Annotated in this window: 21 protein-coding genes, 3 tRNA genes and 3 rRNA genes; 19 read left to right on the top strand and 8 right to left on the bottom strand. The window is 44.9% G+C overall.

The features are described from left to right. Positions 1-83: 83 nt before the first annotated feature. Positions 84-725, bottom strand: coding sequence for a bis(5'-nucleosyl)-tetraphosphatase (symmetrical) YqeK (gene yqeK, locus ACTW1R_RS03030; RefSeq protein ID WP_159161505.1), 642 nt, complete (start codon positions 723-725; stop codon positions 84-86). Between the two features lie 5 nt (positions 726-730). Continuing rightward, positions 731-1708 carry an NAD(P)/FAD-dependent oxidoreductase gene (locus ACTW1R_RS03035; protein WP_086339149.1) on the bottom strand — a complete coding sequence of 326 codons (978 nt, stop codon included), beginning with the start codon at positions 1706-1708 and terminating at the stop codon, positions 731-733. A gap of 140 nt (positions 1709-1848) precedes the next feature. On the opposite strand from ACTW1R_RS03035, the gene ACTW1R_RS03040 reads away from it, so the two are divergent. Continuing rightward, positions 1849-2436 carry a peptidylprolyl isomerase gene (locus ACTW1R_RS03040; RefSeq protein ID WP_005227659.1) on the top strand — a complete coding sequence of 196 codons (588 nt, stop codon included), beginning with the start codon at positions 1849-1851 and terminating at the stop codon, positions 2434-2436. A gap of 90 nt (positions 2437-2526) precedes the next feature. Here ACTW1R_RS03040 and ACTW1R_RS03045 read toward each other — a convergent pair whose 3' ends face one another. Further along, the gene (locus tag ACTW1R_RS03045; RefSeq protein ID WP_016611170.1) at positions 2527-3708 is read right to left on the bottom strand and encodes a MalY/PatB family protein; all 1182 of its coding nucleotides are present in this window, start codon (positions 3706-3708) and stop codon (positions 2527-2529) included. Between the two features lie 93 nt (positions 3709-3801). Between ACTW1R_RS03045 and ACTW1R_RS03050 the strand changes: the two genes are divergently transcribed. The 7 genes from ACTW1R_RS03050 (at position 3802) to ACTW1R_RS03080 (ending at position 10982) form a co-directional block, all read left to right on the top strand. Continuing rightward, a complete protein-coding gene (locus tag ACTW1R_RS03050) occupies positions 3802-4182 on the top strand; it encodes a CvfD/Ygs/GSP13 family RNA-binding post-transcriptional regulator (RefSeq protein ID WP_005227662.1) in 381 nt (126 codons plus the stop codon). 67 nt (positions 4183-4249) lie between these two features. Then, positions 4250-4612, top strand: a complete 363-nt coding sequence (locus ACTW1R_RS03055; RefSeq protein ID WP_005227664.1) for a hypothetical protein — start codon at positions 4250-4252, stop codon at positions 4610-4612. Between the two features lie 565 nt (positions 4613-5177). After that, a 16S ribosomal RNA gene (locus ACTW1R_RS03060) occupies positions 5178-6737 on the top strand. Between the two features lie 229 nt (positions 6738-6966). Then, positions 6967-9881: ribosomal RNA gene (locus ACTW1R_RS03065) — 23S ribosomal RNA — on the top strand. Positions 9882-9962: 81 nt separating this feature from the next. After that, positions 9963-10078: ribosomal RNA gene (gene rrf / locus ACTW1R_RS03070) — 5S ribosomal RNA — on the top strand. The 16S, 23S and 5S rRNA genes sit together here with 1 tRNA gene alongside, the layout of an rRNA operon. An 11-nt stretch (positions 10079-10089) precedes the next feature. Further along, a tRNA-Asn gene (locus ACTW1R_RS03075) sits at positions 10090-10163 on the top strand. 168 nt (positions 10164-10331) lie between these two features. After that, positions 10332-10982: an HAD hydrolase-like protein gene (locus tag ACTW1R_RS03080; RefSeq protein ID WP_271815142.1), complete on the top strand. Its 651-nt coding sequence runs from the start codon at positions 10332-10334 to the stop codon at positions 10980-10982. A 48-nt stretch (positions 10983-11030) separates the two neighbouring features. On the opposite strand, the gene ACTW1R_RS03085 is transcribed toward ACTW1R_RS03080, so the two are convergent. After that, the gene (locus ACTW1R_RS03085) at positions 11031-11387 is read right to left on the bottom strand and encodes an iron-sulfur cluster biosynthesis family protein (RefSeq protein ID WP_005225129.1); all 357 of its coding nucleotides are present in this window, start codon (positions 11385-11387) and stop codon (positions 11031-11033) included. A 392-nt stretch (positions 11388-11779) separates the two neighbouring features. On the opposite strand from ACTW1R_RS03085, the gene ACTW1R_RS03090 reads away from it, so the two are divergent. After that, on the top strand, positions 11780-12214 hold the full coding sequence (locus tag ACTW1R_RS03090; RefSeq protein WP_005225130.1) for a universal stress protein: 435 nt from the start codon (positions 11780-11782) through the stop codon (positions 12212-12214). Between the two features lie 636 nt (positions 12215-12850). Next, positions 12851-13090 carry a hypothetical protein gene (locus tag ACTW1R_RS03095; RefSeq protein WP_087626937.1) on the top strand — a complete coding sequence of 80 codons (240 nt, stop codon included), beginning with the start codon at positions 12851-12853 and terminating at the stop codon, positions 13088-13090. 95 nt (positions 13091-13185) lie between these two features. Here ACTW1R_RS03095 and ACTW1R_RS03100 read toward each other — a convergent pair. Further along, positions 13186-13258, bottom strand: a tRNA-Thr gene (locus tag ACTW1R_RS03100). A 194-nt stretch (positions 13259-13452) separates the two neighbouring features. Between ACTW1R_RS03100 and ACTW1R_RS03105 the strand changes: the two genes are divergently transcribed. After that, a tRNA-Asn gene (locus ACTW1R_RS03105) sits at positions 13453-13526 on the top strand. 90 nt (positions 13527-13616) lie between these two features. On the opposite strand, the gene ACTW1R_RS03110 is transcribed toward ACTW1R_RS03105, so the two are convergent. Further along, on the bottom strand, positions 13617-15005 hold the full coding sequence (locus ACTW1R_RS03110; protein WP_271813699.1) for a hypothetical protein: 1389 nt from the start codon (positions 15003-15005) through the stop codon (positions 13617-13619). Further along, positions 15002-15391 carry a GntR family transcriptional regulator gene (locus tag ACTW1R_RS03115; protein ID WP_005225133.1) on the bottom strand — a complete coding sequence of 130 codons (390 nt, stop codon included), beginning with the start codon at positions 15389-15391 and terminating at the stop codon, positions 15002-15004. The genes ACTW1R_RS03110 and ACTW1R_RS03115 overlap by 4 nt, the downstream gene beginning before the upstream one ends. Before the next feature lie 164 nt (positions 15392-15555). On the opposite strand from ACTW1R_RS03115, the gene ACTW1R_RS03120 reads away from it, so the two are divergent. The 6 genes from ACTW1R_RS03120 to ACTW1R_RS03145 all read left to right on the top strand — a co-directional run bounded on the left by ACTW1R_RS03120 (position 15556) and on the right by ACTW1R_RS03145 (position 22312). Beyond that, complete coding sequence (locus ACTW1R_RS03120; protein WP_086339168.1) at positions 15556-16572, top strand: acyltransferase family protein; 1017 nt, start codon at positions 15556-15558, stop codon at positions 16570-16572. A 119-nt stretch (positions 16573-16691) separates the two neighbouring features. Beyond that, complete coding sequence (locus ACTW1R_RS03125; protein ID WP_005225135.1) at positions 16692-18020, top strand: C1 family peptidase; 1329 nt, start codon at positions 16692-16694, stop codon at positions 18018-18020. Positions 18021-18364: 344 nt separating this feature from the next. Continuing rightward, positions 18365-19753 (top strand): L-cystine transporter, encoded by a 1389-nt coding sequence (locus ACTW1R_RS03130; protein ID WP_489927400.1) that lies wholly within the window; start codon positions 18365-18367, stop codon positions 19751-19753. A gap of 158 nt (positions 19754-19911) precedes the next feature. Then, positions 19912-20691, top strand: coding sequence for a tyrosine-protein phosphatase (locus tag ACTW1R_RS03135; RefSeq protein WP_010747448.1), 780 nt, complete (start codon positions 19912-19914; stop codon positions 20689-20691). 16 nt (positions 20692-20707) lie between these two features. Then, a complete protein-coding gene (locus ACTW1R_RS03140; RefSeq protein ID WP_271813700.1) occupies positions 20708-21538 on the top strand; it encodes a fructosamine kinase family protein in 831 nt (276 codons plus the stop codon). 15 nt (positions 21539-21553) lie between these two features. Beyond that, on the top strand, positions 21554-22312 hold the full coding sequence (locus ACTW1R_RS03145; RefSeq protein WP_271813701.1) for an acyl-ACP thioesterase domain-containing protein: 759 nt from the start codon (positions 21554-21556) through the stop codon (positions 22310-22312). 50 nt (positions 22313-22362) lie between these two features. Here ACTW1R_RS03145 and ACTW1R_RS03150 read toward each other — a convergent pair whose 3' ends face one another. Further along, the gene (locus ACTW1R_RS03150) at positions 22363-23331 is read right to left on the bottom strand and encodes an asparaginase (RefSeq protein ID WP_005225140.1); all 969 of its coding nucleotides are present in this window, start codon (positions 23329-23331) and stop codon (positions 22363-22365) included. Positions 23332-23419: 88 nt separating this feature from the next. Here ACTW1R_RS03150 and ACTW1R_RS03155 point away from each other — a divergent pair, with 88 nt between their 5' ends. Together ACTW1R_RS03155 and ACTW1R_RS03160 are read left to right on the top strand one after the other, a co-directional pair. Further along, on the top strand, positions 23420-24250 hold the full coding sequence (locus tag ACTW1R_RS03155; protein ID WP_087626940.1) for a DUF72 domain-containing protein: 831 nt from the start codon (positions 23420-23422) through the stop codon (positions 24248-24250). A gap of 8 nt (positions 24251-24258) precedes the next feature. Further along, positions 24259-25119: a Cof-type HAD-IIB family hydrolase gene (locus tag ACTW1R_RS03160; protein WP_123834029.1), complete on the top strand. Its 861-nt coding sequence runs from the start codon at positions 24259-24261 to the stop codon at positions 25117-25119. The last annotated feature ends 89 nt before the right edge of the window (positions 25120-25208 follow it).

Consider the following 25208-nt stretch of genomic DNA (forward strand, 5'->3'; position numbering starts at 1 on the left):
TTTATTCAAAAGTCAACGTGCGACTGATGGATTGCGATCATAAGTAGTGCCCTATTCCAGTTGCAGGCCATGCCATTTGGGTCTTAATCCCTTCTGACATCCATTGAAGCACAGTTGTTGGCTAGTTCTGCTTTGGCTGCCACTGCCCAAGGATGGGGGACCACCAAGTCACCAGCAAAAAGCCAGTCCATATAATACCCAGCGGCGGCTTCCAAGGAATCATCGAGGCGGTCTAATAAGCCGGTTAAGAAAGGCGCTTGATCTTTGCGATCCCATTTGATTTTGTCGGCTAAAAAAACAACTAGATCGAGACGACGATAATGGGCCTTTAAGGTGGTATGACAGCTGATGGCGGACAGAATGTCTGGATCAGACACCTGAAAAACCGTTTTTGCCAACAAAGCGGATTGCTGCTGATGCAGCAAAAAAGGTGCTTGCCGCTCCGCATCTAAGATCGGTTCGCCTACCGCTATCTGCAAGGCGATTCGCTGGTCATGAGGGATGACGACGCTGACATCGTGCAGCAGTCCTGCCAAGTAAGCTTTCTCCGCATTGACTTGAAACCGTTCTGCCAATCGTTTGGCTTCTTGGGCAACGGCTAGATTGTGGACTGCCGTTTCGGCATGATCGAAGGCTTCCAGATACTGAACCATTTGCTCAGTGAGGGTCTCTCCCTGCAAAGGGAGGGTATAGGCGGCAAGTTGACGTTGACCAGCTTGTTTCATCTCAGCTACTCCTTAAAAAGACTTGTACTATGAGCAGGTTGTGTCCGCGTTTTGGGATTAATGTAGTGGAGCGCATTGTTCACCGCGGTTGGGGCTTCCCCGAAACCAGTAGCGATCAGGTCGACTTTTCCATCGTATAAAACGACATCCCCACAGCCATAGATCCCAGGAATAGACGTGCTCATATCTGAAGAGACGAAGACTCCTTGGCGGCTGCTTTTCATGCCCCAATCCTTGATGTTCAATGTGGAAGAAAAACCGTAATTGACGATCAAAGCATCCAATGAAAGGCTGACTGTTTCATCACCCTTGACTTGCTGCAACGAGACGCCAGTCAAACGTTGCTCTCCTTGGATTTCTTGGATCACATAAGGAGTCAAAATGTTGACGGCAGAAGCTTGCAATTTGCTGACGCTATGTTCATGGGCACGAAATTCAGGACGGCGATGGATCAAGTAGACTTCACTAGCGATCGGCTCCAGCATCAATGCCCAATCGATGGCAGAATCGCCGCCACCGGCGATCGCTACTTTGCGTCCAGCATACTTCATCAAATCGGTGACAAAATAGTCTAAGCCGTATCCTTCAAACCGCTCGCTTTCTGGCAAAGTCAGTTTGCGCGGCTGAAAGGAGCCGTTTCCTAAAGCCAAAATCACGGCTTTCGAGTAATGGATTCCTTTGTCGGTGGTGACTTCGATATAGTCTTCTTGTTTTTCGACCGACAAGACGGTTTCTTCTAAACAATATTGGTGATTGAAGGTCGTCAACTGTTTTTCCAGGTTTTGGACAAGATCGCCCGCTTTGATTTTCGGATAACCTGGGATATCGTAGATGTATTTTTCTGGGTATAAAGTAGCAAGCTGACCGCCTAATTGCGGCAAGCTGTCGATGATCTTGGTTTTGGCGTTACGCATACCGGCATAGAAAGCAGAAAACATCCCGCTAGGTCCCGCGCCGATAATCGTTATATCAAAAATATCCATGTTATTCCTCTTTTCTAACCACGTTGGGGTGAAGCGTGTTCGTAGTGTACGAATAGCTTCATTATAGCAAAAATTATCCAAACTAGCATTTTTTCAATTTTCTGCTATCATGGATTTATGAGAGAGAAGGAGGAGTTAATGTGTCTGAATTTCCACAGTTAGCATTAGAAAAACAAACTGGCCATAAAGCAGTCATCAAAACCAATCGTGGGGATGTAGTTGTACAATTGTTCCCAGAATTGGCACCAAAAACAGTGAAAAACTTCGTTGAATTAGCGAAAAAAGGGTATTACGATGGGATCATCTTCCACCGTGTCATTCCTGATTTTATGATTCAAGGCGGCGATCCAACTGGTACAGGGATGGGCGGCGAAAGCATCTATGGTGGCAGCTTTGAAGATGAATTTTCAAAAGAATTGTTCAATCTTCGTGGCGCTTTATCCATGGCAAACGCTGGTCCGAATACTAACGGCAGCCAGTTTTTCATCGTAAACAATCAAAATGTTCCTAGCAACATGTTAGGTCAATTAGAAGGTGCTGGTTATCCAGCTGAAATCATCGAAGCGTATCAAGCAGGTGGTACTCCTTGGTTAGATTTCCGTCACACAGTCTTCGGTCATGTGATCGAAGGAATGTCAGTCGTTGATGAAATCGCTGGCGTGCAACGGGGACCACAAGATCGTCCAGTGCATGATGTAGTGATCGAAACGATCGAAATCAGCGAATAAAACAAAAGAACCCAAAAGCAGTTTCAACGGTCATCCTCAAGGAGGTCGTTGAAATGGCAGCTTTAGGGTTCTTTTTTTCATAAGAAAGAGTTAACCGATCGGTTGGTCTTTAAACGCAGCGGCGATTTGATTGAGTGCTTTTTCTAATAGCTCTTTAGGACAGGCAAAGTTCAGCCGCATATGGTGACTGCCGCGAGGACCAAAGATACTTCCTTGATTCAATACGACATTGGCTTCTTTGATCAGTTTGCGCTGCAGCTGATTGTCCGTTAGGCCATAGGCAGAAAAATCCAGCCAGATCAAGTAAGTACCTTCGGGTTTTTGAAAGGTCACTGCTGGGAGTTGTTCAGTCAAAAAGTCGCAGACAAAGGTGCGATTTGCTTCTAAATAGGACAAAAGTTCTTCTAACCATGCTTCAGATTCACGATACGCTGCTTCAGTAGCGACCAACCCAAACGTATTGATTTCCCCTTGAACGTTGCGTTCTTGTGTTTTTGCAAATTGGCTGCGCAAGGTTTTGTCTTTGATGAATACCATCGAATTTTTGATCCCAGCTAAATTAAAGGTCTTGGTTGCTGAGGTCAAGATGATCGAAAAATCGGCAAAGCTTGGCTCGACTGTTTGGAAAGAGACAAATTGATTTGGTGCAAAAACGATGTCTTGATGGATCTCATCACTGACAACGATCACCTGGTGCTTTTGACAAATACGGCCGATCGTCAGCAGTTCTTCTTTGGACCACACGCGACCGCCAGGATTATGAGGATTACATAGAAGAAACAATTTTACCTTCTTTTCGATGATGGTTTGTTCCATCGCCTCAAAATCGATGACAAAGTGGCCATCTTTTTCTAGTAACGGTTCTTGAATTAAGGTCCGCTGATTGTTTTTGACAACATGGGCAAAGGGATGGTAGACCGGATCGTGGATCAATACGGCATCTCCTTCTTGCGTATAACTTTGGATCGCCAGTGCAATACTAGGGACCACACCGCTATTAAAAAGGATCGCTTCTTTATTGATGGTATAACCATGACGTCTTTGGTGCCAATCGATGATGGATTCAAGCAGCGAATCAGGGATGGTAGAGTACCCATAGATCCCTTGGGCAACTGCTTTTTCTAAAGCTTTTTTCACAGGTTCTGGTGCCAGAAAATCCATGTCGGCTACCCAAAGCGGCAACAAGTTTTCTTCCTTATAGGTTTTTGCAATGGTATCCCATTTGACGCTATTGGTATTTAAGCGCGGATGAACTTTGTCAAAATTGATCATGCGTTTCCCTCCTATATTGTGCAACGTTGTTTCTGATGCTTCAAATCTACCACTAGTTCAAGTATAATGAAAGTGGAAAAGAGAGGAAAGACTATGAATTATCAAATCGGGAACATTATAGAAGGAACAGTCACTGGGATTCAACCCTATGGTGCATTTGTTTCGTTAGATAAGGAAACACAGGGATTGATCCATGTTTCAGAGATCCAATCTGGGTTTACCAAAAATATCCATGAAGTCTTACAGATCGGGCAAAAGATCCGTGTACAAATCATTGATATTGACGAATACAGCCAAAAGATCAGTTTGTCCCGCCGTACATTGGAAACGAGTTTTGTTCAGCCACCCTTTAAGCGTAAACGCTACTTTACAAATAAGAATAAGCGGATCGGTTTTCGTACGATTGGAGAAGCTTTACCAGTGTGGGTGAAAGAGGCCAAAGAAATGTTAGAAAAAGAAAACAGCAGCAGATAATCGTGCATATTTTCTGAAAATGTGCTAAAATTAGTTTACAAACAGATGAATAACTGAGGTGGGTATTTTGGGATCCAAAAAAGTAGCGGGTACAGTTATGATGCACTTAGCAAATGGTTCGAAACGATTTTTGATGCAAATACACGAAGGCACTGCGGAATTAGCGTCAACGGATTTTTCTGAAGATAAAACCGGCTTGGCTACGATCTTACAATTGTTTAAAGACCGTATCCACCTTGATGTGACAGCGATCGAACTCGTTGAGCTCACAAATGGCAATATTGATACGCAAAACATTCCTTTATTTGTTTTTGAAACACAAGAAGCAGGACAAACGCAACAGCTGCCAGAAGGGTATGCGTGGGAAGAGCCCAATATCTTTCGTAAGATCATTGAAGACTACGAGATTGAAGGCGTTCCGTTCTTTTAGCACCTGAATATTAGCGAAAAGACTGAAGACCGTTACGACGGTCTTTTTTTATTGAAAACTTTTTGTAAATAAAATGAAATATTTCCTTGACCTGAGTCAAGAAGAATGGTAAATTAGTCAACGTTGGCAATGGAGCCAGCGGGTCAAAACAACAGTTGAAAAAACTTCAAAAAAAGACTTGACCAAAAATGCAACAGATGATATTATAACGAAGTCGCAATAATAAAACAGTTAATCAATGTTGATACATCAACAAAATTAATTGAAAAAAGTTGTTGACAAATAACAAATTATTTGTTATTCTAATTAAGTCGCTGAGACAGCCGCTACGAAGTTGAAAAACAACGAGCGAAAAAAACTTTTAAAAAAGAGTTGACAATTAAATGTCACTCTGATATGATATAAAAGTTGCTAACACAGCACGGTAGACCTTTGAAAACTGAACAAAGCAAGCAAACGAACCAATGTGTAGGACGTTTCAATTTATTGAAACAAATACATGCAAGCAATAGCTAGCAAAGTTAATTTTTATGAGCTTAATGACTGTATGGTCATTCAAACAAATCATTATGAGAGTTTGATCCTGGCTCAGGACGAACGCTGGCGGCGTGCCTAATACATGCAAGTCGAACGCTTTTTCTTTCACCGGAGCTTGCTCCACCGAAAGAAAAAGAGTGGCGAACGGGTGAGTAACACGTGGGTAACCTGCCCATCAGAAGGGGATAACACTTGGAAACAGGTGCTAATACCGTATAACACTATTTTCCGCATGGAAGAAAGTTGAAAGGCGCTTTTGCGTCACTGATGGATGGACCCGCGGTGCATTAGCTAGTTGGTGAGGTAACGGCTCACCAAGGCAACGATGCATAGCCGACCTGAGAGGGTGATCGGCCACACTGGGACTGAGACACGGCCCAGACTCCTACGGGAGGCAGCAGTAGGGAATCTTCGGCAATGGACGAAAGTCTGACCGAGCAACGCCGCGTGAGTGAAGAAGGTTTTCGGATCGTAAAACTCTGTTGTTAGAGAAGAACAAGGATGAGAGTAAAATGTTCATCCCTTGACGGTATCTAACCAGAAAGCCACGGCTAACTACGTGCCAGCAGCCGCGGTAATACGTAGGTGGCAAGCGTTGTCCGGATTTATTGGGCGTAAAGCGAGCGCAGGCGGTTTCTTAAGTCTGATGTGAAAGCCCCCGGCTCAACCGGGGAGGGTCATTGGAAACTGGGAGACTTGAGTGCAGAAGAGGAGAGTGGAATTCCATGTGTAGCGGTGAAATGCGTAGATATATGGAGGAACACCAGTGGCGAAGGCGGCTCTCTGGTCTGTAACTGACGCTGAGGCTCGAAAGCGTGGGGAGCGAACAGGATTAGATACCCTGGTAGTCCACGCCGTAAACGATGAGTGCTAAGTGTTGGAGGGTTTCCGCCCTTCAGTGCTGCAGCAAACGCATTAAGCACTCCGCCTGGGGAGTACGACCGCAAGGTTGAAACTCAAAGGAATTGACGGGGGCCCGCACAAGCGGTGGAGCATGTGGTTTAATTCGAAGCAACGCGAAGAACCTTACCAGGTCTTGACATCCTTTGACCACTCTAGAGATAGAGCTTCCCCTTCGGGGGCAAAGTGACAGGTGGTGCATGGTTGTCGTCAGCTCGTGTCGTGAGATGTTGGGTTAAGTCCCGCAACGAGCGCAACCCTTATTGTTAGTTGCCATCATTTAGTTGGGCACTCTAGCGAGACTGCCGGTGACAAACCGGAGGAAGGTGGGGATGACGTCAAATCATCATGCCCCTTATGACCTGGGCTACACACGTGCTACAATGGGAAGTACAACGAGTTGCGAAGTCGCGAGGCTAAGCTAATCTCTTAAAGCTTCTCTCAGTTCGGATTGTAGGCTGCAACTCGCCTACATGAAGCCGGAATCGCTAGTAATCGCGGATCAGCACGCCGCGGTGAATACGTTCCCGGGCCTTGTACACACCGCCCGTCACACCACGAGAGTTTGTAACACCCGAAGTCGGTGAGGTAACCTTTTTGGAGCCAGCCGCCTAAGGTGGGATAGATGATTGGGGTGAAGTCGTAACAAGGTAGCCGTATCGGAAGGTGCGGCTGGATCACCTCCTTTCTAAGGAATATTTCGGAAGACTACACATCGTTTGCCTTTGTTCAGTTTTGAGAGGTTTACTCTCAAACAAAATTTGTTCATTGAAAACTGGATATCGAAGAAATAATCAAAACAAGTAACACACACCGAGTTGAAATGTTAAAAGAGTTTTTTAATAAGTTCAACGCTTATTTTCTTGAGCAACCTTCTATCGCTAGAAGAAGTACTCAAAACCGACCGTAAGGTCAAAGGTTAAGTGAATAAGGGCGCACGGTGGATGCCTTGGCACTAGGAGCCGATGAAGGACGGGACTAACACCGATATGCTTTGGGGAGCTGTAAGTAAGCTATGATCCAGAGATTTCCGAATGGGGGAACCCAGCATCTTTTATAGGATGTTACGTCTGCGTGAATACATAGCGCAGTCGAGGTAGACGCAGAGAACTGAAACATCTAAGTACCTGCAGGAAGAGAAAGAAAATTCGATTCCCTGAGTAGCGGCGAGCGAAACGGGAAAAGCCCAAACCAACAAGCTTGCTTGTTGGGGTTGTAGGACTCCGATATGGTAGTCTATTCAGATAGTCGAAATACTTGGAAAAGTATGTCAAAGAGGGTAAAAACCCCGTAGGCGAAATTTGGATAACACCTAGGAGGATCCTGAGTACGGCGGAACACGAGGAATTCCGTCGGAATCCGGGAGGACCATCTCCCAAGGCTAAATACTCCCTAGTGACCGATAGTGAACCAGTACCGTGAGGGAAAGGTGAAAAGCACCCCGGAAGGGGAGTGAAATAGATCCTGAAACCGTGTGCCTACAACAAGTTAGAGCCCGTTAATGGGTGATAGCGTGCCTTTTGTAGAATGAACCGGCGAGTTACGATAGCATGCGAGGTTAAGTTGAAGAGACGGAGCCGCAGCGAAAGCGAGTCTGAATAGGGCGAATGAGTATGTTGTCGTAGACCCGAAACCATGTGATCTACCCATGTCCAGGTTGAAGGTGCGGTAAAACGCACTGGAGGACCGAACCCACGTACGTTGAAAAGTGCGGGGATGAGGTGTGGGTAGCGGAGAAATTCCAAACGAACTTGGAGATAGCTGGTTCTCTCCGAAATAGCTTTAGGGCTAGCCTCGGAATTGAGAATGATGGAGGTAGAGCACTGTTTGGACTAGGGGCCCATCTCGGGTTACCGAATTCAGATAAACTCCGAATGCCATTCATTCATATCCGGGAGTCAGACTGTGAGTGATAAGATCCATAGTCGAAAGGGAAACAGCCCAGACCACCAGCTAAGGTCCCCAAATAACTATTAAGTGGAAAAGGATGTGGGGTTGCACAGACAACTAGGATGTTGGCTTAGAAGCAGCCACCATTTAAAGAGTGCGTAATAGCTCACTAGTCGAGTGACCCTGCGCCGAAAATGTACCGGGGCTAAATAGTTTACCGAAGCTGTGGAGTGCACCATTAGGTGCATTGGTAGGAGAGCGTTCTAAGGGCGTTGAAGGCAGATCGTGAGGACTGCTGGAGCGCTTAGAAGTGAGAATGCCGGTATGAGTAGCGAAAGACAGGTGAGAATCCTGTCCACCGAATGACTAAGGTTTCCTGGGGAAGGCTCGTCCGCCCAGGGTTAGTCGGGACCTAAGCCGAGGCCGACAGGCGTAGGCGATGGACAACAGGTTGATATTCCTGTACCCGTTGTTTTTGTTTGAGCAATGGAGGGACGCAGGAGGCTAAGAAGTGCAGACTGATGGATATGTCTGTTCAAGCAGTAAGTCTTGGTAGGAGTCAAATGCTTCTACCTGTACGGACAAGCTGTGATGAGGAGGGAAATAATAGTACCGAAGCTTCTGATGTCACACTGCCAAGAAAAGCTTCTAGTGAGAAAACAACGGCCCGTACCGCAAACCGACACAGGTAGTCGAGGAGAGAATCCTAAGGTGAGCGAGAGAACTCTCGTTAAGGAACTCGGCAAAATGACCCCGTAACTTCGGGAGAAGGGGTGCTGCTCTAACGAGCAGCCGCAGTGAATAGGCCCAAGCGACTGTTTATCAAAAACACAGGTCTCTGCAAAATCGAAAGATGACGTATAGGGGCTGACGCCTGCCCGGTGCTGGAAGGTTAAGAGGAGTGCTTAGCGTAAGCGAAGGTACGAATTGAAGCCCCAGTAAACGGCGGCCGTAACTATAACGGTCCTAAGGTAGCGAAATTCCTTGTCGGGTAAGTTCCGACCCGCACGAAAGGCGTAACGATTTGGGCACTGTCTCAACGAGAGACTCGGTGAAATTTTAGTACCTGTGAAGATGCAGGTTACCCGCGACAGGACGGAAAGACCCCATGGAGCTTTACTGTAGTTTGATATTGAGTGTCTGTACCGCATGTACAGGATAGGTAGGAGCCGTAGAGATCGGGACGCCAGTTTCGATGGAGGCAATGGTGGGATACTACCCTTGCGTTATGGCCACTCTAACCCGCAGCCCTTATCGGGCTGGGAGACAGTGTCAGATGGGCAGTTTGACTGGGGCGGTCGCCTCCTAAAAGGTAACGGAGGCGCCCAAAGGTTCCCTCAGAATGGTTGGAAATCATTCGAAGAGTGTAAAGGCAGAAGGGAGCTTGACTGCGAGAGCTACAACTCGAGCAGGGACGAAAGTCGGGCTTAGTGATCCGGTGGTTCCGCATGGAAGGGCCATCGCTCAACGGATAAAAGCTACCCTGGGGATAACAGGCTTATCTCCCCCAAGAGTCCACATCGACGGGGAGGTTTGGCACCTCGATGTCGGCTCGTCGCATCCTGGGGCTGTAGTCGGTCCCAAGGGTTGGGCTGTTCGCCCATTAAAGCGGCACGCGAGCTGGGTTCAGAACGTCGTGAGACAGTTCGGTCCCTATCCGTCGCGGGCGTTGGAAATTTGAGAGGAGCTGTCCTTAGTACGAGAGGACCGGGATGGACTTACCGCTGGTGTACCAGTTGTCTCGCCAGAGGCATCGCTGGGTAGCTATGTAGGGAAGGGATAAACGCTGAAAGCATCTAAGTGTGAAGCCCACCTCAAGATGAGATTTCCCATTTCTTTAAGAAAGTAAGATCCCTGAGAGATGATCAGGTAGATAGGTCAGAAGTGGAAGGCCAGTGATGGTTGGAGCGGACTGATACTAATCGATCGAGGACTTAACCAAAAAGAAAAAAGCACGTAAACTCGTAGAGTTTTGATTTCTTCGATCCAGTTTTGAGTGAGCAAAACTTACTCAATTGAATAGTGTGGTGGCGATAGCAAGAAGGATACACCTGTAACCATGCCGAACACAGAAGTTAAGCTTCTTAGCGCCGATTGTAGTGAAGGGTTTCCCTTTGTGAGAGTAGGACGTCGCCACGCATTTCAATTTTTCCGGCATAGCTCAGTTGGTAGTAGCGCATGACTGTTAATCATGATGTCGTAGGTTCGAGTCCTACTGCCGGAGTTGCTTGATAGCATCTGCTATCTTTTTTTTTACATAAAATGACAAAAATAAAGACGTTGCCTTTGATGGGGCAGCGTCTTTTTTATTTAGATGAGATCAGAACGAAAAGGAAGAAGTGTTGCTTGTCCTGCTGTTTTTTTCTATACTATTAGAAAAGGAGACGATGGTGTGAGAAAGAAAGTACTTTTTGATTTAGATGGAACGATCATTGATTCGAGTGAAGGAATCTATGGATCGATTCAATATGCGATGGAAAAAATGGGAAAAGAGCAATTAGCGCAAGACGTACTGCGGAGCTTTGTGGGGCCGCCTTTGATTGATTCCTTCCGTGGCTTGGGCTTCGATGAAGCTGCTGCCCAGCAAGCAGTTGCCTTCTACCGGGAAAATTATCGTCAAGCGGGCATGTTTCAAGTCCAACCATATCTGTTGATCGAAGAAACATTGCAGGAGCTGGTGCAGGATCACGATTTGTATATCGCTACGTCGAAACCAGAAGTTTTTGCAAAAGAGATCCTGACCCATCTCAAGTATGATGGCTATTTCAAAGGAATCTATGGGGCGGATCTTGAGAATAAACGTGGGGAAAAAGCGGCCGTTATCCGCTACGCGCTAACTGAGATCGAAAAGGAGCAAAAAGTGCTGCAAGCCATCATGATCGGTGACCGTGAGCATGATATTTTAGGTGCAAAAGAAAACCAGTTACCGGCAATCGGCGTTCTATATGGTTTTGGGTCAAAAGAAGAATTGCTTGATGCTGGTGCGATCGCTTTAGCCGCTGAGACACAAGAACTCTTAGCGTTGATTCCAGATTCATTATAGAGAAAAAGAGCTGACAAGCACCTTACAAGGCGTTTGTCAGCTCTTTAGTTACGCATTCGTTTGTTTCAACTGTGGAGAGGATTCCAATAAAAGATTGGTATCCAGATAGCCGCTTTCGTTTTTCAAAATCAAGGTTCCTGAAGTTGGGTGAACATCTAGAATCAGATGACCAGTCAAGAACATTTGATCATAGGTTGATGTAAAGAAAGTAAACTGATTGCTTGAGACTAACTCATTGTATGGGTCTAACGGTTCGTCGATCGGTGTGATCAAAAAACGTTCACCGATCATACAGCATCCAGCTGCTGAAGAAAATTGGTTCGATCCGTCATTACTCGTCAGAATATATAAGTCGTGTCCTTTTGGAAAGCGAGCAGCGGCAGTAGGGGTAATATGTAAGTCCATTTTGCATGATCTCCTTTTTGAAACGAGTGAGCAGCAAACTGTTTCGTTTCGATAATTGTTGATAAACCAAGTGTATCACTCCTCTTAGGGATGTGACAGCAACTTGCTTTTCAACAAACCAAGCTTAAAGTTTTAGCAAGAAAAAGGCGATAATACCGATTATCAGCAAGAAAAGCCCTAAGTACAAGAGCACAGTGACCGCAGCCTGGAAAAAAGAGCGCATTTCTTTCACCTCGAATCATTCTTCTCTTTATTTTACTGCATAATCACAGAGACAAGTAAGGAACTTCACAAATCTTAAAGGAAGTTTTAGGTCTCTTAAGAGTAGACCTTGCCCTTTTTTGTAACGCTTCCATTTTTTGTGGTAAAATAAAGAAAAGGAGGCGATTTGGATGTTACGTAATTGTCAAAATGTACTTGTTGCCTTGGATGGGTCGGATCAGTCAGAAAAAGCGTTCCAAGAAGCACTCGCGATTTGTCGTATGAACAAAGCCAAATTGTATGTCCTCTCTGTTATCAACAATGCTGAGTTATCCACAAGTGCCTATGCTTTTGCGAAAATTTTCGACCAAGAAAAATTGCGTGTGGAAACGGACATGTTGAAAAAAATCTATGATGCCAATCAGCATGGGGTAGAAGATGTTGAGGTGATCGTTGAAGTCGGCGATCCAAAACGCTTTATCATTCATGCAGCAACAGAATTGTACCCGATTGATTTGATCATTATCGGTGCAACTGGTAAAGGTACATTGACCCGAGCTGTCGTAGGCTCAACCACCGATTATGTCGTCAATCATTCGAAATGTACGGTGTTGGTCGTGAAGTAAGAAGTTGAATCAAACGGAAACAGTATGTTATTTTTTAAGTCAGCATAAAGCGTATCCTTTTAAAAAATTCACTGCAGTTGAAAAACTCGCTCTTAGCTTTAGGAGAGCGGGTTTTTTGTGGTAAAAAAGATGTGTCTAAAATTGAGCTGTAAGCACCGATTGAAAAATCCGTTTTGTTCGTTTTGTAAAAAAGTATTTATTTAAATTGATAAAAATTAACTATTAGAAGAGATGGTTTGTTACACTTTTAATAAGCAAAGGCTGTAGGAAAAGTATTTGAGAGAGGGGCTGATAATTTATCGACTTTACAGAATGCAGCAGAATACAATCGAATATTGTTGGAAAGGAGAAATAAATGATGAAAAAGATTTTTAAAATTTTAATGATCATGTTTGTTATTTTTATAGTAATTATTTTTCTGCCTACTATTATACTTTTCATAATTAAATAGAAAGAAGGCATTTGAAATGAATTGGTTAAATTGAATTGAACCTTCACCCCGTGGTAATTGTTCAAGTTTGACTTGCGGAATTAAACCTTGTATTTCAGATTCTTGTTTAAATAATGAGGGACATTGAGAGGATGTTGGAATAAATCTTGTTATATCAATTTTAAACAATAAAAAAGGAGAATGAAATGAAGCGTGTTGCAGAAAACTATTTGGTTGTTTTTTCGATTCTTTTGCTGATTATATGGCTAGGTTTGATCCAAGTGAAAGAATATTCGCAAGAAGCAGTCCTGGCGATCATTTACTTTATTAATCTTTATACGCTCTTGTTTAAATTCAAAGATGCAGCGAGGATAGTGAAAGCAGTTGTATCTGTCCTACTATTGGGTTTTACGCTCTTATTTCTTTTGTATATCGCAGGGAATTAAGGGCGTACGAATGATTAAGTTCAGAAATTATCGCTATATTTTGGGAATTAGATGCACAAAAAAAAGACAACGTCCGACAAACGTTGTCCTACTAAAGCCACTTGACGGGCTTGAACCGTCGACCTCATCCTTACCATGGATGCGCTCTACCAACTGAGCTAAAGCGGCGTGTTATTTAACACAAGATATAGAATACCGTAAAGGCGCTGCTTTGTCAATGAGATTTTCGGATATTTCTTGAGAAAAACACTTTGCGGGAAGGGAAGTTTCTAAAAGGGGATTTTCTTGAAAAAAAGGAACAAAAAATTGATTTTTGCTCTTGCTAAATTATCTGACTATTTGGTATAGTACAGATAGATTCTTCCGGCATAGCTCAGTTGGTAGTAGCGCATGACTGTTAATCATGATGTCGTAGGTTCGAGTCCTACTGCCGGAGTATCAAAAACGACCTTCGTTTCGGAAGGTCGTTTTTTTGGTTGTGGATAGCCTGGGGATAATGGGTTCCCCAGTTTTTTCTCCAGAACACTCACTCCGCTGAGGAAATCTTCTGTACTAGTTCCTCGTATAAATCCGTCGTTTCGGCGGCTTTTTTATTTGTGTAAAAAACGGTTGGCCCATCTTTGGTGGTGACTTTTAAAATAGGTGTCGAGTTTATGTCCACGAACATTCTGGCAGGATCACCAGCAACGGTAAATTTACCGATTTGGTAACTGGCGGTTCCTACACCCATGGTACGAACACGAGGCGATGGCAAAGCTTCGATCAATTCCACCGTCTCTATATCTGCCAAAGAGACCGTTGTTTTCCCAGTCATTGGTGCATCGAAGGTGACTTCTTGTCCTTGCACTTCACCGATAATCGCATCAGGAGCGAAATCTAAGCGATACATCGGAATGATGGTACCGACCATTAATACAAGTAAGAAGACAGCGGTGATACCTGAGACGATTTGTCCGCTACGTTTGCCTAGATTGATGCCGATATTCATCCCGACACGGTCAGGAACGAACAGTCGCGCATCATTAGGATTGATGTAAAAACCATATCGCCAGTAAGCATCTTCACCATAATAGCGCGGTTGTCCTGCTGGTTCTAAGAGCTGATCTTGTTTTTTACGCAGATCTAGCAACAAGAAGAAGGTAAAGACGATCAAGAAAACAACCAAAACAACAAAGAGCACTAAGAGGATAGTACTGAATGCTCCAGTAGCGGACATGGATGCCAGCGGGACAGTCAACAAGAGCAGCGTAATGGTACAAGTGACAGCGATCAATAAGGACCAATAGCGCTTTGTTAAATCATTGATGTGCTGGTCGATAGCTGAATCACCGCTGATCCCGCGAACGGGTAAGCGGCTGATGATCACCCAGAGATAGACGAACAGCGCAAAAGTTGCTAAGGAGACGCCGCCCATCAAGTATCCTGTAGAAAGATCAGGCAACTGCCATGCTTGGTACAAACTGATCATCAACAAAATCCCCGCAGGAACGAGGCTATACCACGGCAGCATCCGTTTATTTTTGGCTTGAACGAGTTTGGTATCGATCCGAATCGGATCGATAGGTAGTTCCCATCCTTTGGCAAGGATCAATTGCCGCATTTTTCCAATGTAATGCACTTGCACCAGGTAAGCTGTCCCCAGCAAAGCGGCCATATAAAGCCAGAACAGGGTAAGGATGATGGAGTCAGATAAATTGAACAAAAAAAGGAGACTTGCTACACTAAATGTACCAACAATTTGTAAGATACGCTTGCGAAATTCTGTGATCAAGCTGTGGACGCTAGGATCATCCAGATGCTCAGGGGCAAGGGTATTTTCGAGTAAAACATTTTTGTGGGGTTTACTGATCAAGCGTAAACCAAAGGCGCTCGTCCCACAGAGGACAAGAGCAATAATGAAAAAAAGATAGGTCATTTGCATTCATTCCTTTCAGGAAATTGGTCCAGCAGTTGTTGAACATCCGTTAAAAGCGCTTGCTTGCTTTTGCCGTGTAAGAGAGCGGTTGCTAGCTGCAGCTGCAAGTTTTGGCGATACTCCGCTTCTTGTCCAGAAGTAAACGGTGGTGGCGCGGCAACGGCGGTTCCTTTACGGCGATCCGTGACCAACAAGCCTTCTTCTTTGAGGGAATTGTAGGCTTTTGAGATCGTCATGGTATTGATGCCGATCTCTTCGGCTAATTGACGGACGGATGGTAGCAATTCGCCAGCGGATAAATCGCCTTTTGCGATACCGACAATGATCTGTTCCCGCAACTGCTGGTAGATCGGTTGATTGCTTTGAGTTTGAATATCAAATATCATCGAAGACAGCTCCTTTGTATTATATATATTAATACAAAGTATACAAAATAGCAACTGGTAATCAAATGAACAAGAATCGTTAGGAAAAAGTAAATAGCTTGTTACAGTTCTGTTTCATGGATCAGGTATCCTTTGACAGATACAGCTTAGAGGAGGAACTTTTTATGAGCCAATCGCAAAGAACGGCTTACTTTGATAATGCAAAATTTTTACTGATGATCTTGGTCGTCTTCAGTCACTTACTACAGCCTTTTATCGGCGATCAGAAGTTTTATCATGACCTATATTATTTTATCTTCACTTTCCATATGCCAGCTTTTGTTTTTCTGGCTGGGTACTTTGCCAAACCGTTGACGAAGGGACACAAGCTTCGTGAGCTGATGAAAAAGTTCTTGCTGCCTTATGTCTTCTTTCAGGTGTTTTACACCGTCTATTACTGGTTGATCGGTCTACGGGAGTCGTTAAAAATCCAACTGTTGAATCCGCAATGGGCACTTTGGTTTTTGCTTAGCATGTTCTTTTGGCAGCTCTCCTTGCTGGTCTTTCAAAAAATGTCCAAAAAGCAGGCGATCTTGCTGAGTATCGGCTTGAGTATCTTCGCTGGCTACGTGCCATTTTTAAATCAAGTGTTGACCTTGCAGCGGACCTTTGTCTTTTTGCCGTTTTTCATCATCGGGTTTTATTTTCCCAAAAATGAGATGCGCTTTTTATTGAAACCAAAGATTCGGACTATCAGTTTGCTTTTCTTACCGATCATCTACACCTTTATCGCGTTTTTTCATGGGATGAACAAGTACATGGTTTTTGGTTCCAAGCCTTATGACGATTACTTGAGCTATCCGTTGTTCGGCGGTCCCTTGCGTGCGGTCTTTTTCGTGATCGGGCTGATGGGGATCATCGGCTTTCTGAGCCTCGTGCCTAGAGAGCACCTCTTTTTTACGAAGTGGGGCAAAAACACCCTGCTGGTCTATCTTTTACAGGGGATCTTCATCAAGGGCTTGCGGGCATTAGCGATCACCGACTTGAACCTGTCGGTATTAGGCTTTGTGACGTTGGTGTTAGCCAGTGTTTTACTGACGATCTTGCTAGCTAGTCGTCCGATCCGCTTCCTTTATGCACGATTTGAACGAGGACTATCCTTTGTTTTACTTGGCTTTTTGCTTTTGATGCTAACTCTTTAAATCCTTGATACGAGCAACCGCTCTTAGAAAGATGATCCTTTCATTTTTCTAGGAGCGGTTGTTATTTGAGAGGCAGAGGCGTAAAATGGAAGGAACGGAAAGTGAAAGGATGAAGAAATATGTCAGAAATTTCAAAAAAGACCACCGCTGCCTTTGCGCAAGCGTATCAAGACAATAATAAACAAACGGCACTGCAACGGAGTGTTGTGAAAAATGGGATCACCGCTTCTGCGGAAAACGTGTCAGCAAAAGTCAACAATGTGCCAGTTTTTTCAGTTGATGTGACAACCGGGAAAGTCTCAAACCAAAAACAATCAGGCCGCTGCTGGATGTTTGCCGCATTGAATACATTCCGTCATAAGATGCTGAATGATTTCAATTTAAAAGAATTTGAATTGTCGCAAAACCATACCTTCTTTTGGGACAAATACGAAAAAGCCAACTATTTCTATGAAAATATTTTAGCAACTGCTAACGAGCCTTTAACAAGTCGCAAAGTTGCTTTCTTATTGCAAACACCACAACAAGATGGTGGGCAATGGGACATGATCGTTTCGATTTTCCAAAAATATGGTGTCGTACCAAAAACGGTCATGCCAGAAAGCAGCAACTCTTCCAATTCTCGTGACCTAAACAATTACTTGAACAAAAAACTGCGTAAAGATGCGGTTGCTTTGCGTCAGCTAGTGGCTGAAGGCAAAACAGCTGAAGACATCCAAACAGCCAAAGAAGCGATGTTGGAAGACATTTATCGTTTCTTAGCGACTTCTTTAGGCACACCGCCAGAAACCTTTGATTTTGAATACCGTGATGAAGACAAAAACTATCACATTGATCGCAACTTAACACCGCAAAGCTTTTATGAAAAATATGTCGGGGTGGACCTTGACGATTATGTCAGCATCATCAACGCACCAACTGCCGACAAGCCTTACAATCAATCGTATACCGTAGAAATGCTAGGCAACGTGGTTGGCGGCAAAGAAGTCAAATACTTGAACGTCGATATGCCGACCTTCAAAAAATTAGCGATCGCTCAATTGGAACAAGGGGAGTCCGTGTGGTTCGGTTGTGATGTCGGTCAATCTTCTACCAGAGATACTGGGATCATGGCATTAGATGCGTATGATATCAACGACCTATTTGACATCGACTTTACGATGACCAAAGCAGAACGCTTAGATTTTGGCGAAAGCTTAATGACCCACGCGATGGTCTTGACTGGCGTTGACTTGATCGACGGCGAATCAACCAAATGGAAAGTCGAAAACAGCTGGGGTGAAAAAGTCGGAACGAATGGCTTCTTCGTTATGAGCGATGCGTGGATGGATGAATACACCTATCAAATCGTGGTTCGCAAAGAGTTCCTGACAGCAGAACAATTGGCTGCCTTTGAAGCAGAACCAACAGTCTTAGCACCTTGGGACCCAATGGGTGCTTTAGCGTAAGACAGCAATTTCTAATGATTGCCTGAATATTCTCTGAAATTTTTCAAAAGTCGAAATGAAAAAATAACGAACCAGTTGCCGCAATCCAACCGTTAGGAAAGTAGAAATCCTAACAGTGTGGGGTTGCGGCAACGGTTCTTTTTTTATTTTCTGACAAAAAAGCGGTACCACCCCAGAAAAGTGGGAACTTATTTATTGTAAGATGAAGCAAACTTCTTTAAAATGGAATAGTCACTAATGATGCCACACGTCTCATTAGAGTGAACTGTTGAAGAATGGTCACTGGGAACCTTTACTTCCTCTGACAGACTTTGTCATGTTTATTGAACAAAAGGAGGATTCAAATGACAAATCTGTTAACTATTATTGTTGTTCTACTTTTTGCTGCCCTTATTTATGGGTTCTACTTATTGCAAAAACGTCACGTGAAGTTTTCTACGCGGGTCTTTGCGGCGTTGTTCGTCGGGATCGTTTTTGGTGGCGTGCTGCAGCTGATTTTTGGGACAGGCTCTGACGTTGTCACGCAAGCTCTTGACTGGATCACGATGGTCGGTAGCGGCTATGTAGCTCTCTTGCAAATGCTGATCATGCCCTTGATCTTCGTTTCGATCGTTGGTGCTTTCACTAAGATGAAAGAAAGCGAAAAAATCAAGAAGATCAGTTTTACGGTTCTTGCGACTTTGCTAGGGACAACGGCGATCGCTGCCTTGATCGGAATTGTGATGGTCATGGTCTTTGGTCTTGACGGTGCCAGCTTTACCGAAGGGGCAACGGAAACAGCGCGGATCGCAGAATTAGCGGAACGTTCGACACAAGTCCAAGACCTATCGATCCCACAACAAATCGTTTCCTTCATCCCAAGCAATGTCTTCGCCGACTTTGCGGGTATTCGTTCGACAAGTACGATCGGGGTCGTGATTTTCTCAGCCTTTGTTGGGATCGCCTTTCTTGGTGTCAAACGTAAATCACCGAAAGAAGCGGAAACTTTTGCGAATTTGATGGACAGCTTATATAAAATCGTGATGCGTATCGTCACGTTAGTTTTGCGCCTGACACCTTATGGCGTTTTGGCATTGATGACAAACGTATTAGCTTCAAGTGATTTTGAAGCCATCTTGAACTTAGGCAAATTTATCATCGCCTCTTATGCGGCTTTGATTTTGGTCTTACTCGTTCATTCATTATTGCTGATCGCTGTTCGGGTCAATCCAGTAACGTATTTCAAAAAGGCCTTTCCAGTCTTGAGCTTTGCCTTTACTTCTCGTTCAAGTGCGGGAGCCTTGCCATTGAACATCGAAACCCAAACCAAAGCGTTAGGTGTTGATGAAGCCACGGCTAACTTTGCAGGCAGCTTTGGGTTATCGATTGGTCAAAACGGCTGTGCGGGTGTGTATCCAGCGATGTTGGCAACGATCGTTGCACCAACGGTTGGGATCAATGTCTTTGATTGGCAGTTTATCCTGCTGCTAGTTGCAGTAGTTACGATCAGCTCATTCGGCGTTGCTGGTGTCGGCGGTGGGGCAACCTTTGCTTCATTGATCGTCTTAGGCTCAATGAACTTGCCGATCGCCATCGTAGGCTTAGTTATTTCTGTTGAACCATTGATCGATATGGCACGGACACTCGTTAATGTCAGCGACAGTATGGTTGCAGGAATGGTGACCAGCAGTCGTATCAACGAACTGGATCGTTCGATCTTAGATGATTCTGCCGCCGTGATCGAAGCCGAATAGAAACGTTTTGTAACAAGCGAAAGCAAAGAAAGACTGCGTGTGGTCTTTCTTTTTTTTGTCCGTTAAAGCTCAGCTCATAGAAAAATCTAGGTTTCAGTGCCCTTAATAGCGAAGTTTCTGCTATACTTTTAACTAGAACATCGCGGGAGGGATAAGCAATGACACAATTGATTCAACTAGAACGAGCAGCAAACGTCAGAGAACTTGGCGGCTATCAAACGACAAACGGCACGACGATCAAACGAAAAAAATTGATCCGCAGTGCGGCGATCAATGAATTGACTGCTTCAGATCAAGCAGTACTGGCAAACTATGGGGTCAATCAGGTCATTGATTTTCGCTCTATCGCTGAAGCCAATGCACAGCCTGATCGACCAATCGCCACAGCAAAGCAGCTTTTTTTACCTATTTTTAAAGAAGACGAAACGATGGTTTCCTTGTCGCCAGAAAGCTTGAAGCAGCGCTTGGAAGATGGGGAAGATGCCGAAGAGCAGATGAAAAAAGTCTACCGTCACTTTGTTGAAAGCGACTATGCCCGCCAACAATATCGGCAGTTTTTTGATCATGTGATCGCCAATGCGGAAGGCGAAGGTGCAACCTTGTTCCACTGTACCGCTGGCAAAGATCGCACAGGCTTTGGCGCCTTTTTATTGCTGCATGTGTTGGCGGTGGCACCAACGACGATCAAAGAAGATTATTTAGCGACCAATCGCTATTTAGCGCCAATGCTAAAAGAAAAATTTGCCCCAATGACCCAGCATTTGCCGCAAGAGCTGTTAACGGCGATCACGGTTTTGATGAGTGCCAAAGAGAGTTTTCTTGATGAAAGCTTGGCTGCGATCGATCAGCATTTCGGTTCGGTTGATCAGTATCTCCTGCAGGGACTAGGGGTGACGAAAGAAGAGCAAGCGTATTTGAATGCCCAACTGACTGAGTAAAGAAAGGGACATCCGTATGGAGGAAGCATTGTTCGCAGCAATCGGGATGACCGGCTCGCTGACGCCCATCAGTGGTGGGGATGTCAATCAAACGTATCGTTTCACTACAGCAGAAAATCGCTATTTTTTAAAAACTCATCCTCATGTTTCATCGGTGTTCTTTCAAGCAGAGATCAACGGCTTAGCTGAATTAGCCCCTTTCGTGCGGGTGCCAAAAATCGAACATATCGGTCAGACTGAAGAGAGGGCATTTTTATTGATGGAATGGATCGATGGTGGGGAAGGACAGCAGCGACGCTTAGGTCAAAGCTTGGCTCGGCTTCATCAGCAGACGCAGGAGTCTTTTGGGTTTTACGAAGACAATTACATCGGCTTTTTGCCGCAAGTCAATCCGAAAACCACCGATTGGCTTGATTTTTACACAGTCTGCCGTTTGGATGTGCAAGTCGAATTAGCGAAGCTGGGTAACCGCTGGCATGCCAAACGGGGAGCTGCTTATCTGCGTTTGAAAGAATTTTTGCATGAAAATTGGCGTGATCGCAGCGTCACACCTGCTTTATTACACGGTGATTTTTGGCGGGGGAATGTGCTGTTCGATCAGCAAGGAGAACCAGTGTTTCTTGATCCAGCAGTCGCTTATGGGGATCGAGAAATGGATATTGCGATGTCCCAGCTCTTCGGTGGTTTTCGTCAGGAATTTTTGGAAGGCTATCAAGAAGTCTATCCATTAGATGAGGATTGGCAAGAGCGACTGCCAGTGTATCAATTGTATTATTTATTGGTCCATTTGAATCAGTTTGGCGAAAGCTATGGACCAAGTGTCGATGAAATATTGAGTCGTTTTTAGGAGGCAATTAGAACTATGGCAGCAAAGTATCAAACCACGCATGAAGTGGCGTATTATGAATGTGATGTCAACCAAACGATGACGTTTCCAGCCATGCTAGGCATCGCCATCAAGACAACAGAAGAACAAAGTGCGGCGTTAAACCGCGGACCAGAAGTCATCGCTAGTTATGGCTTGACCTGGATCATTACCAGCTATCACATAACGGTGACTCGTTTGCCGCGCGTAGGGGAGCAGATCCAAGTGGCGACCCAGGCGAGAGAATACAATAAATTTTTCTGCTACCGTTACTTTTGGTTATTGGCAGAAGATGGAACGGAACTGGTCAAAATCGAGGCGGTTTTTGCGTTGATGGACCCTGAGACGCGCAAAGTCAGCAGTGTACCAGATGAGATCGTGGCGCCTTTTGGCAGTGAAAAAATCAAGCGAATCAAACGCTACCCGAAGATCACCCCTATCACGCAAGGACAATTTTTGCCGTATCGGGTGCGTTTCTACGATATTGATAGCAATCAGCATGTCAACAATGCCATGTATTTCAATTGGCTGATGGACGTCTTAGGCTATGAGTTTTTAACAAAACATGAAGTGACACAAGTGACGATCCGTTTTGATCGGGAAGTGGCTTACGGCCATTTGATCGAAAGCCATTTTCAAATCAATGAGAAGACAGTCGATGAAGCCGGCGAGGCTGTGCCGCTGCAAACGATCCACGAGATCAAGATCGGTGAGGATACTTACTGCGAAGCCATCTTTACTTGGCGAGAAAAATAAAACAACCCTTTTGCCTCCATTAGCGGAATGGCAAAAGGGTTTTTGTTTGGTTAATTCTCCATGAAATCAGGCAGTTCATCCATGGTCAACCCACGGTTTTTCGCTATCAGCAATTTGATGCGGGCTTTTTGGCTATTGATGCTATTGCAGAAAATCACCCCAAGAGCTTGCAATTCGATCCCGCCGCCTAAGTAGTCATAGACCGGCTCGGCAACTCCGTTGAAGCAGCGAGAAACTAAGACGACTGGAATGTTTCTAGCGATCAGTTTTTTCAAAGGCTCTATGGTTTGCGGCGGCAGATTGCCAGCGCCTAAAGCTTCGATCACTAGTCCATCGATCAGCGAGTCGGCTAAAGCATCGAACAATTCCCCAGTCATTCCCGCATAGGCTTTGACGATCGGAAACAGACCATCGACACGATCAACATCCAAATGGCGGTTATTTAACAGCTCTTGCATGAACAAGATACGGTGCTTTGTGACTAAGCCGATCGGACCTAATGTCGGGGTGCGGAATGTCGCAATATTGGTGGTGTGGGTCTTCGTAACATAACGTGCGGAATGGATCTCATCGTTCATCACGACTAAGACGCCTTTTCCTAAGGCATCAGGTGATTTCGCCACCCGAATCGCACTTTCAAAGTTATAAAGTCCGTCACTGCCGATTTCATTACTTGAGCGCATGGCGCCAGTCACCACGATCGGTAACTGACCGCCGATTGTGGTATCTAAAAAGAAGGCTGTTTCTTCCAGCGTATCGGTTCCGTGAGTGATCACGACCCCATCGACACCGCTTAAATGCGCCAGCTGGATACGTTCTTTCAACTGCAGCATTTCTTTTGGAGTCATATGAGGACTGGGAATATTAAAAATGTCTTCGACGATCAATTCAACATCGTCGTCAATGTGGATCGGTGCATCCATCAGCGGATTGCTGACATCAGGGCTGACGCCGCCTGTCAGGGTGTCTTCTTTCATGGCGATGGTGCCGCCAGTGTGCAACACGAGAATTCGTTTCATTTTTTCATCACCTGCAATGATTTATTTACTCTTAACTCAAAACTATTGTATACTATTAAAATAAGAAAACAAGGAGCGATGGGAAAAAATGATTCGAATTGGCTGTACCACATTTAGTGAACATGGCAGTCTCGTGCAAAGAAAAAACTCGAAATTATTTGAGTATGCCCGTTATTTTCCGTTAGTTGAGCTGGATACCACCTATCATTTTTTGCCAAAAGAAAAAGACGTGCGCAACTGGTTGACCCAGATTCCCGAAAATTTCCGCTTTGTGTTGAAAGTCCATCAAAGTGTGACCACCCAAGGGGATTTGCCAGATCAGTTGACCATGACCGAAGCACTGCAGCTTTATAAAGAAGCGATCGCGCCAATGGTAGAAGCAGGCAAACTCTTTTGCCTATTGGCGCAGTTTCCCAACAGCTTTAAATGTACGAAAGAAAATGTCGCCTATTTAGACCAAGTGCGAGAATGGTTTGCGGGCTACCCAGTGGCGATCGAGCTGAGAGACAGCAGCTGGTATCAGCCGAAACTGTATCCGGGAATGATCGATTATATGAAGCGAAAACAGTTTTCCTTAGTAGTTGTTGATCAGCCGAAAAAGCTATCGACTACTATTCCCCTTGATCCAACCGTGACCAATCCCGCGTTTGTCTTGTGCCGTTTTCACGGACGCAACGACAGCGGCTGGACAGCGACAGGACCAGATGCCAAAAATCTGCGGACCTTGTATCGCTATGATCAAGCCGAACTAAGGGAGTTAAAACACGCAGTCCAAGCCATCGAAGCCAATGCCAAAGAAGTCGCAGTGGTCTTCAATAATAATGCCGGTCGTGATGCCGCTGACAATGCCCGCGCATTGATCGATGCGCTGCAGATCGATTACGAAGCATTAAATCCTAATCAGTTGAAATTATTTTGAGGAGTCATATGATAAAAGCAATCTTTTTTGATATTGATGGCACGCTGATTGCCAGCAACGGCAAGGCGCTTGCCAGTACCCGTGAAGCCATCAAACAAGCCCAAGCCAATGGCGTCCTCTGCGGCATTGCCACCGGACGTGGTCCGGTTGATTTAGAGAAGGTGATCGATTACTTGTCGTTAGACATGTTTATCACCTATAACGGCCAATATGTCTACACGAAGGAAAACTTGATTTATGCGAAACCTTTTCCAAAACAAACGCTGGAAGCGATCGTAGAATACGCAGATGAAAATTACCGCCAAGTCATGTTTGGCGGAGAAACCCAAGTGGCTGGCAGCTTGACGATCCGTTTAAGCCAATCACCCGTTATGCAGCGCTACTTGCGCTATGTACCGAAAAAATTTCCCGTCGGTTTTTTAAAGAAAGTCTTGCAGCGCTTTAGTCCTAATCGCAACGCCAAGCGCTATGAATCGTTGGACATTTTACGAGAGCCCATCTATCAGTGCATTATGCTGAGCCCTGAATCAGAGCGCGAAAAATTACGGTCCAAGCTGCCGCAATGTGATTTTAAGCGATCCAATGCCTATTCTGTTGACATCGTGCCGAAAAACGGTTCGAAAATTAAAGGCATCAAAGAATTTTTGGCCTATGAAGGGATCGCGATGGAAGAAGCGATGGCATTTGGGGATCATTTTAATGATGTAGAAATGTTAGAAGGCGTGGGGATCGGGGTTGCGATGGGCAATGCCCAGCCCATCACTAAAGCCAGTGCTGACTTTGTGACGGATACTAACGATCATGACGGCATCAAGAAAGCCTTGATCCATTTTGGCATTATTGCCGAGGATGCCAAAGCCAGGGAATGAAAAAAATAAGCAAGTAGCCAATCTATGAAGCAACGTAGAAGACAGCGCAGAACCATGAAACAGAACCATTAGAAAAAGCAGAAAGAAGC

The sequence above is a fragment of the Enterococcus sp. R12 genome (genome assembly GCF_058135755.1).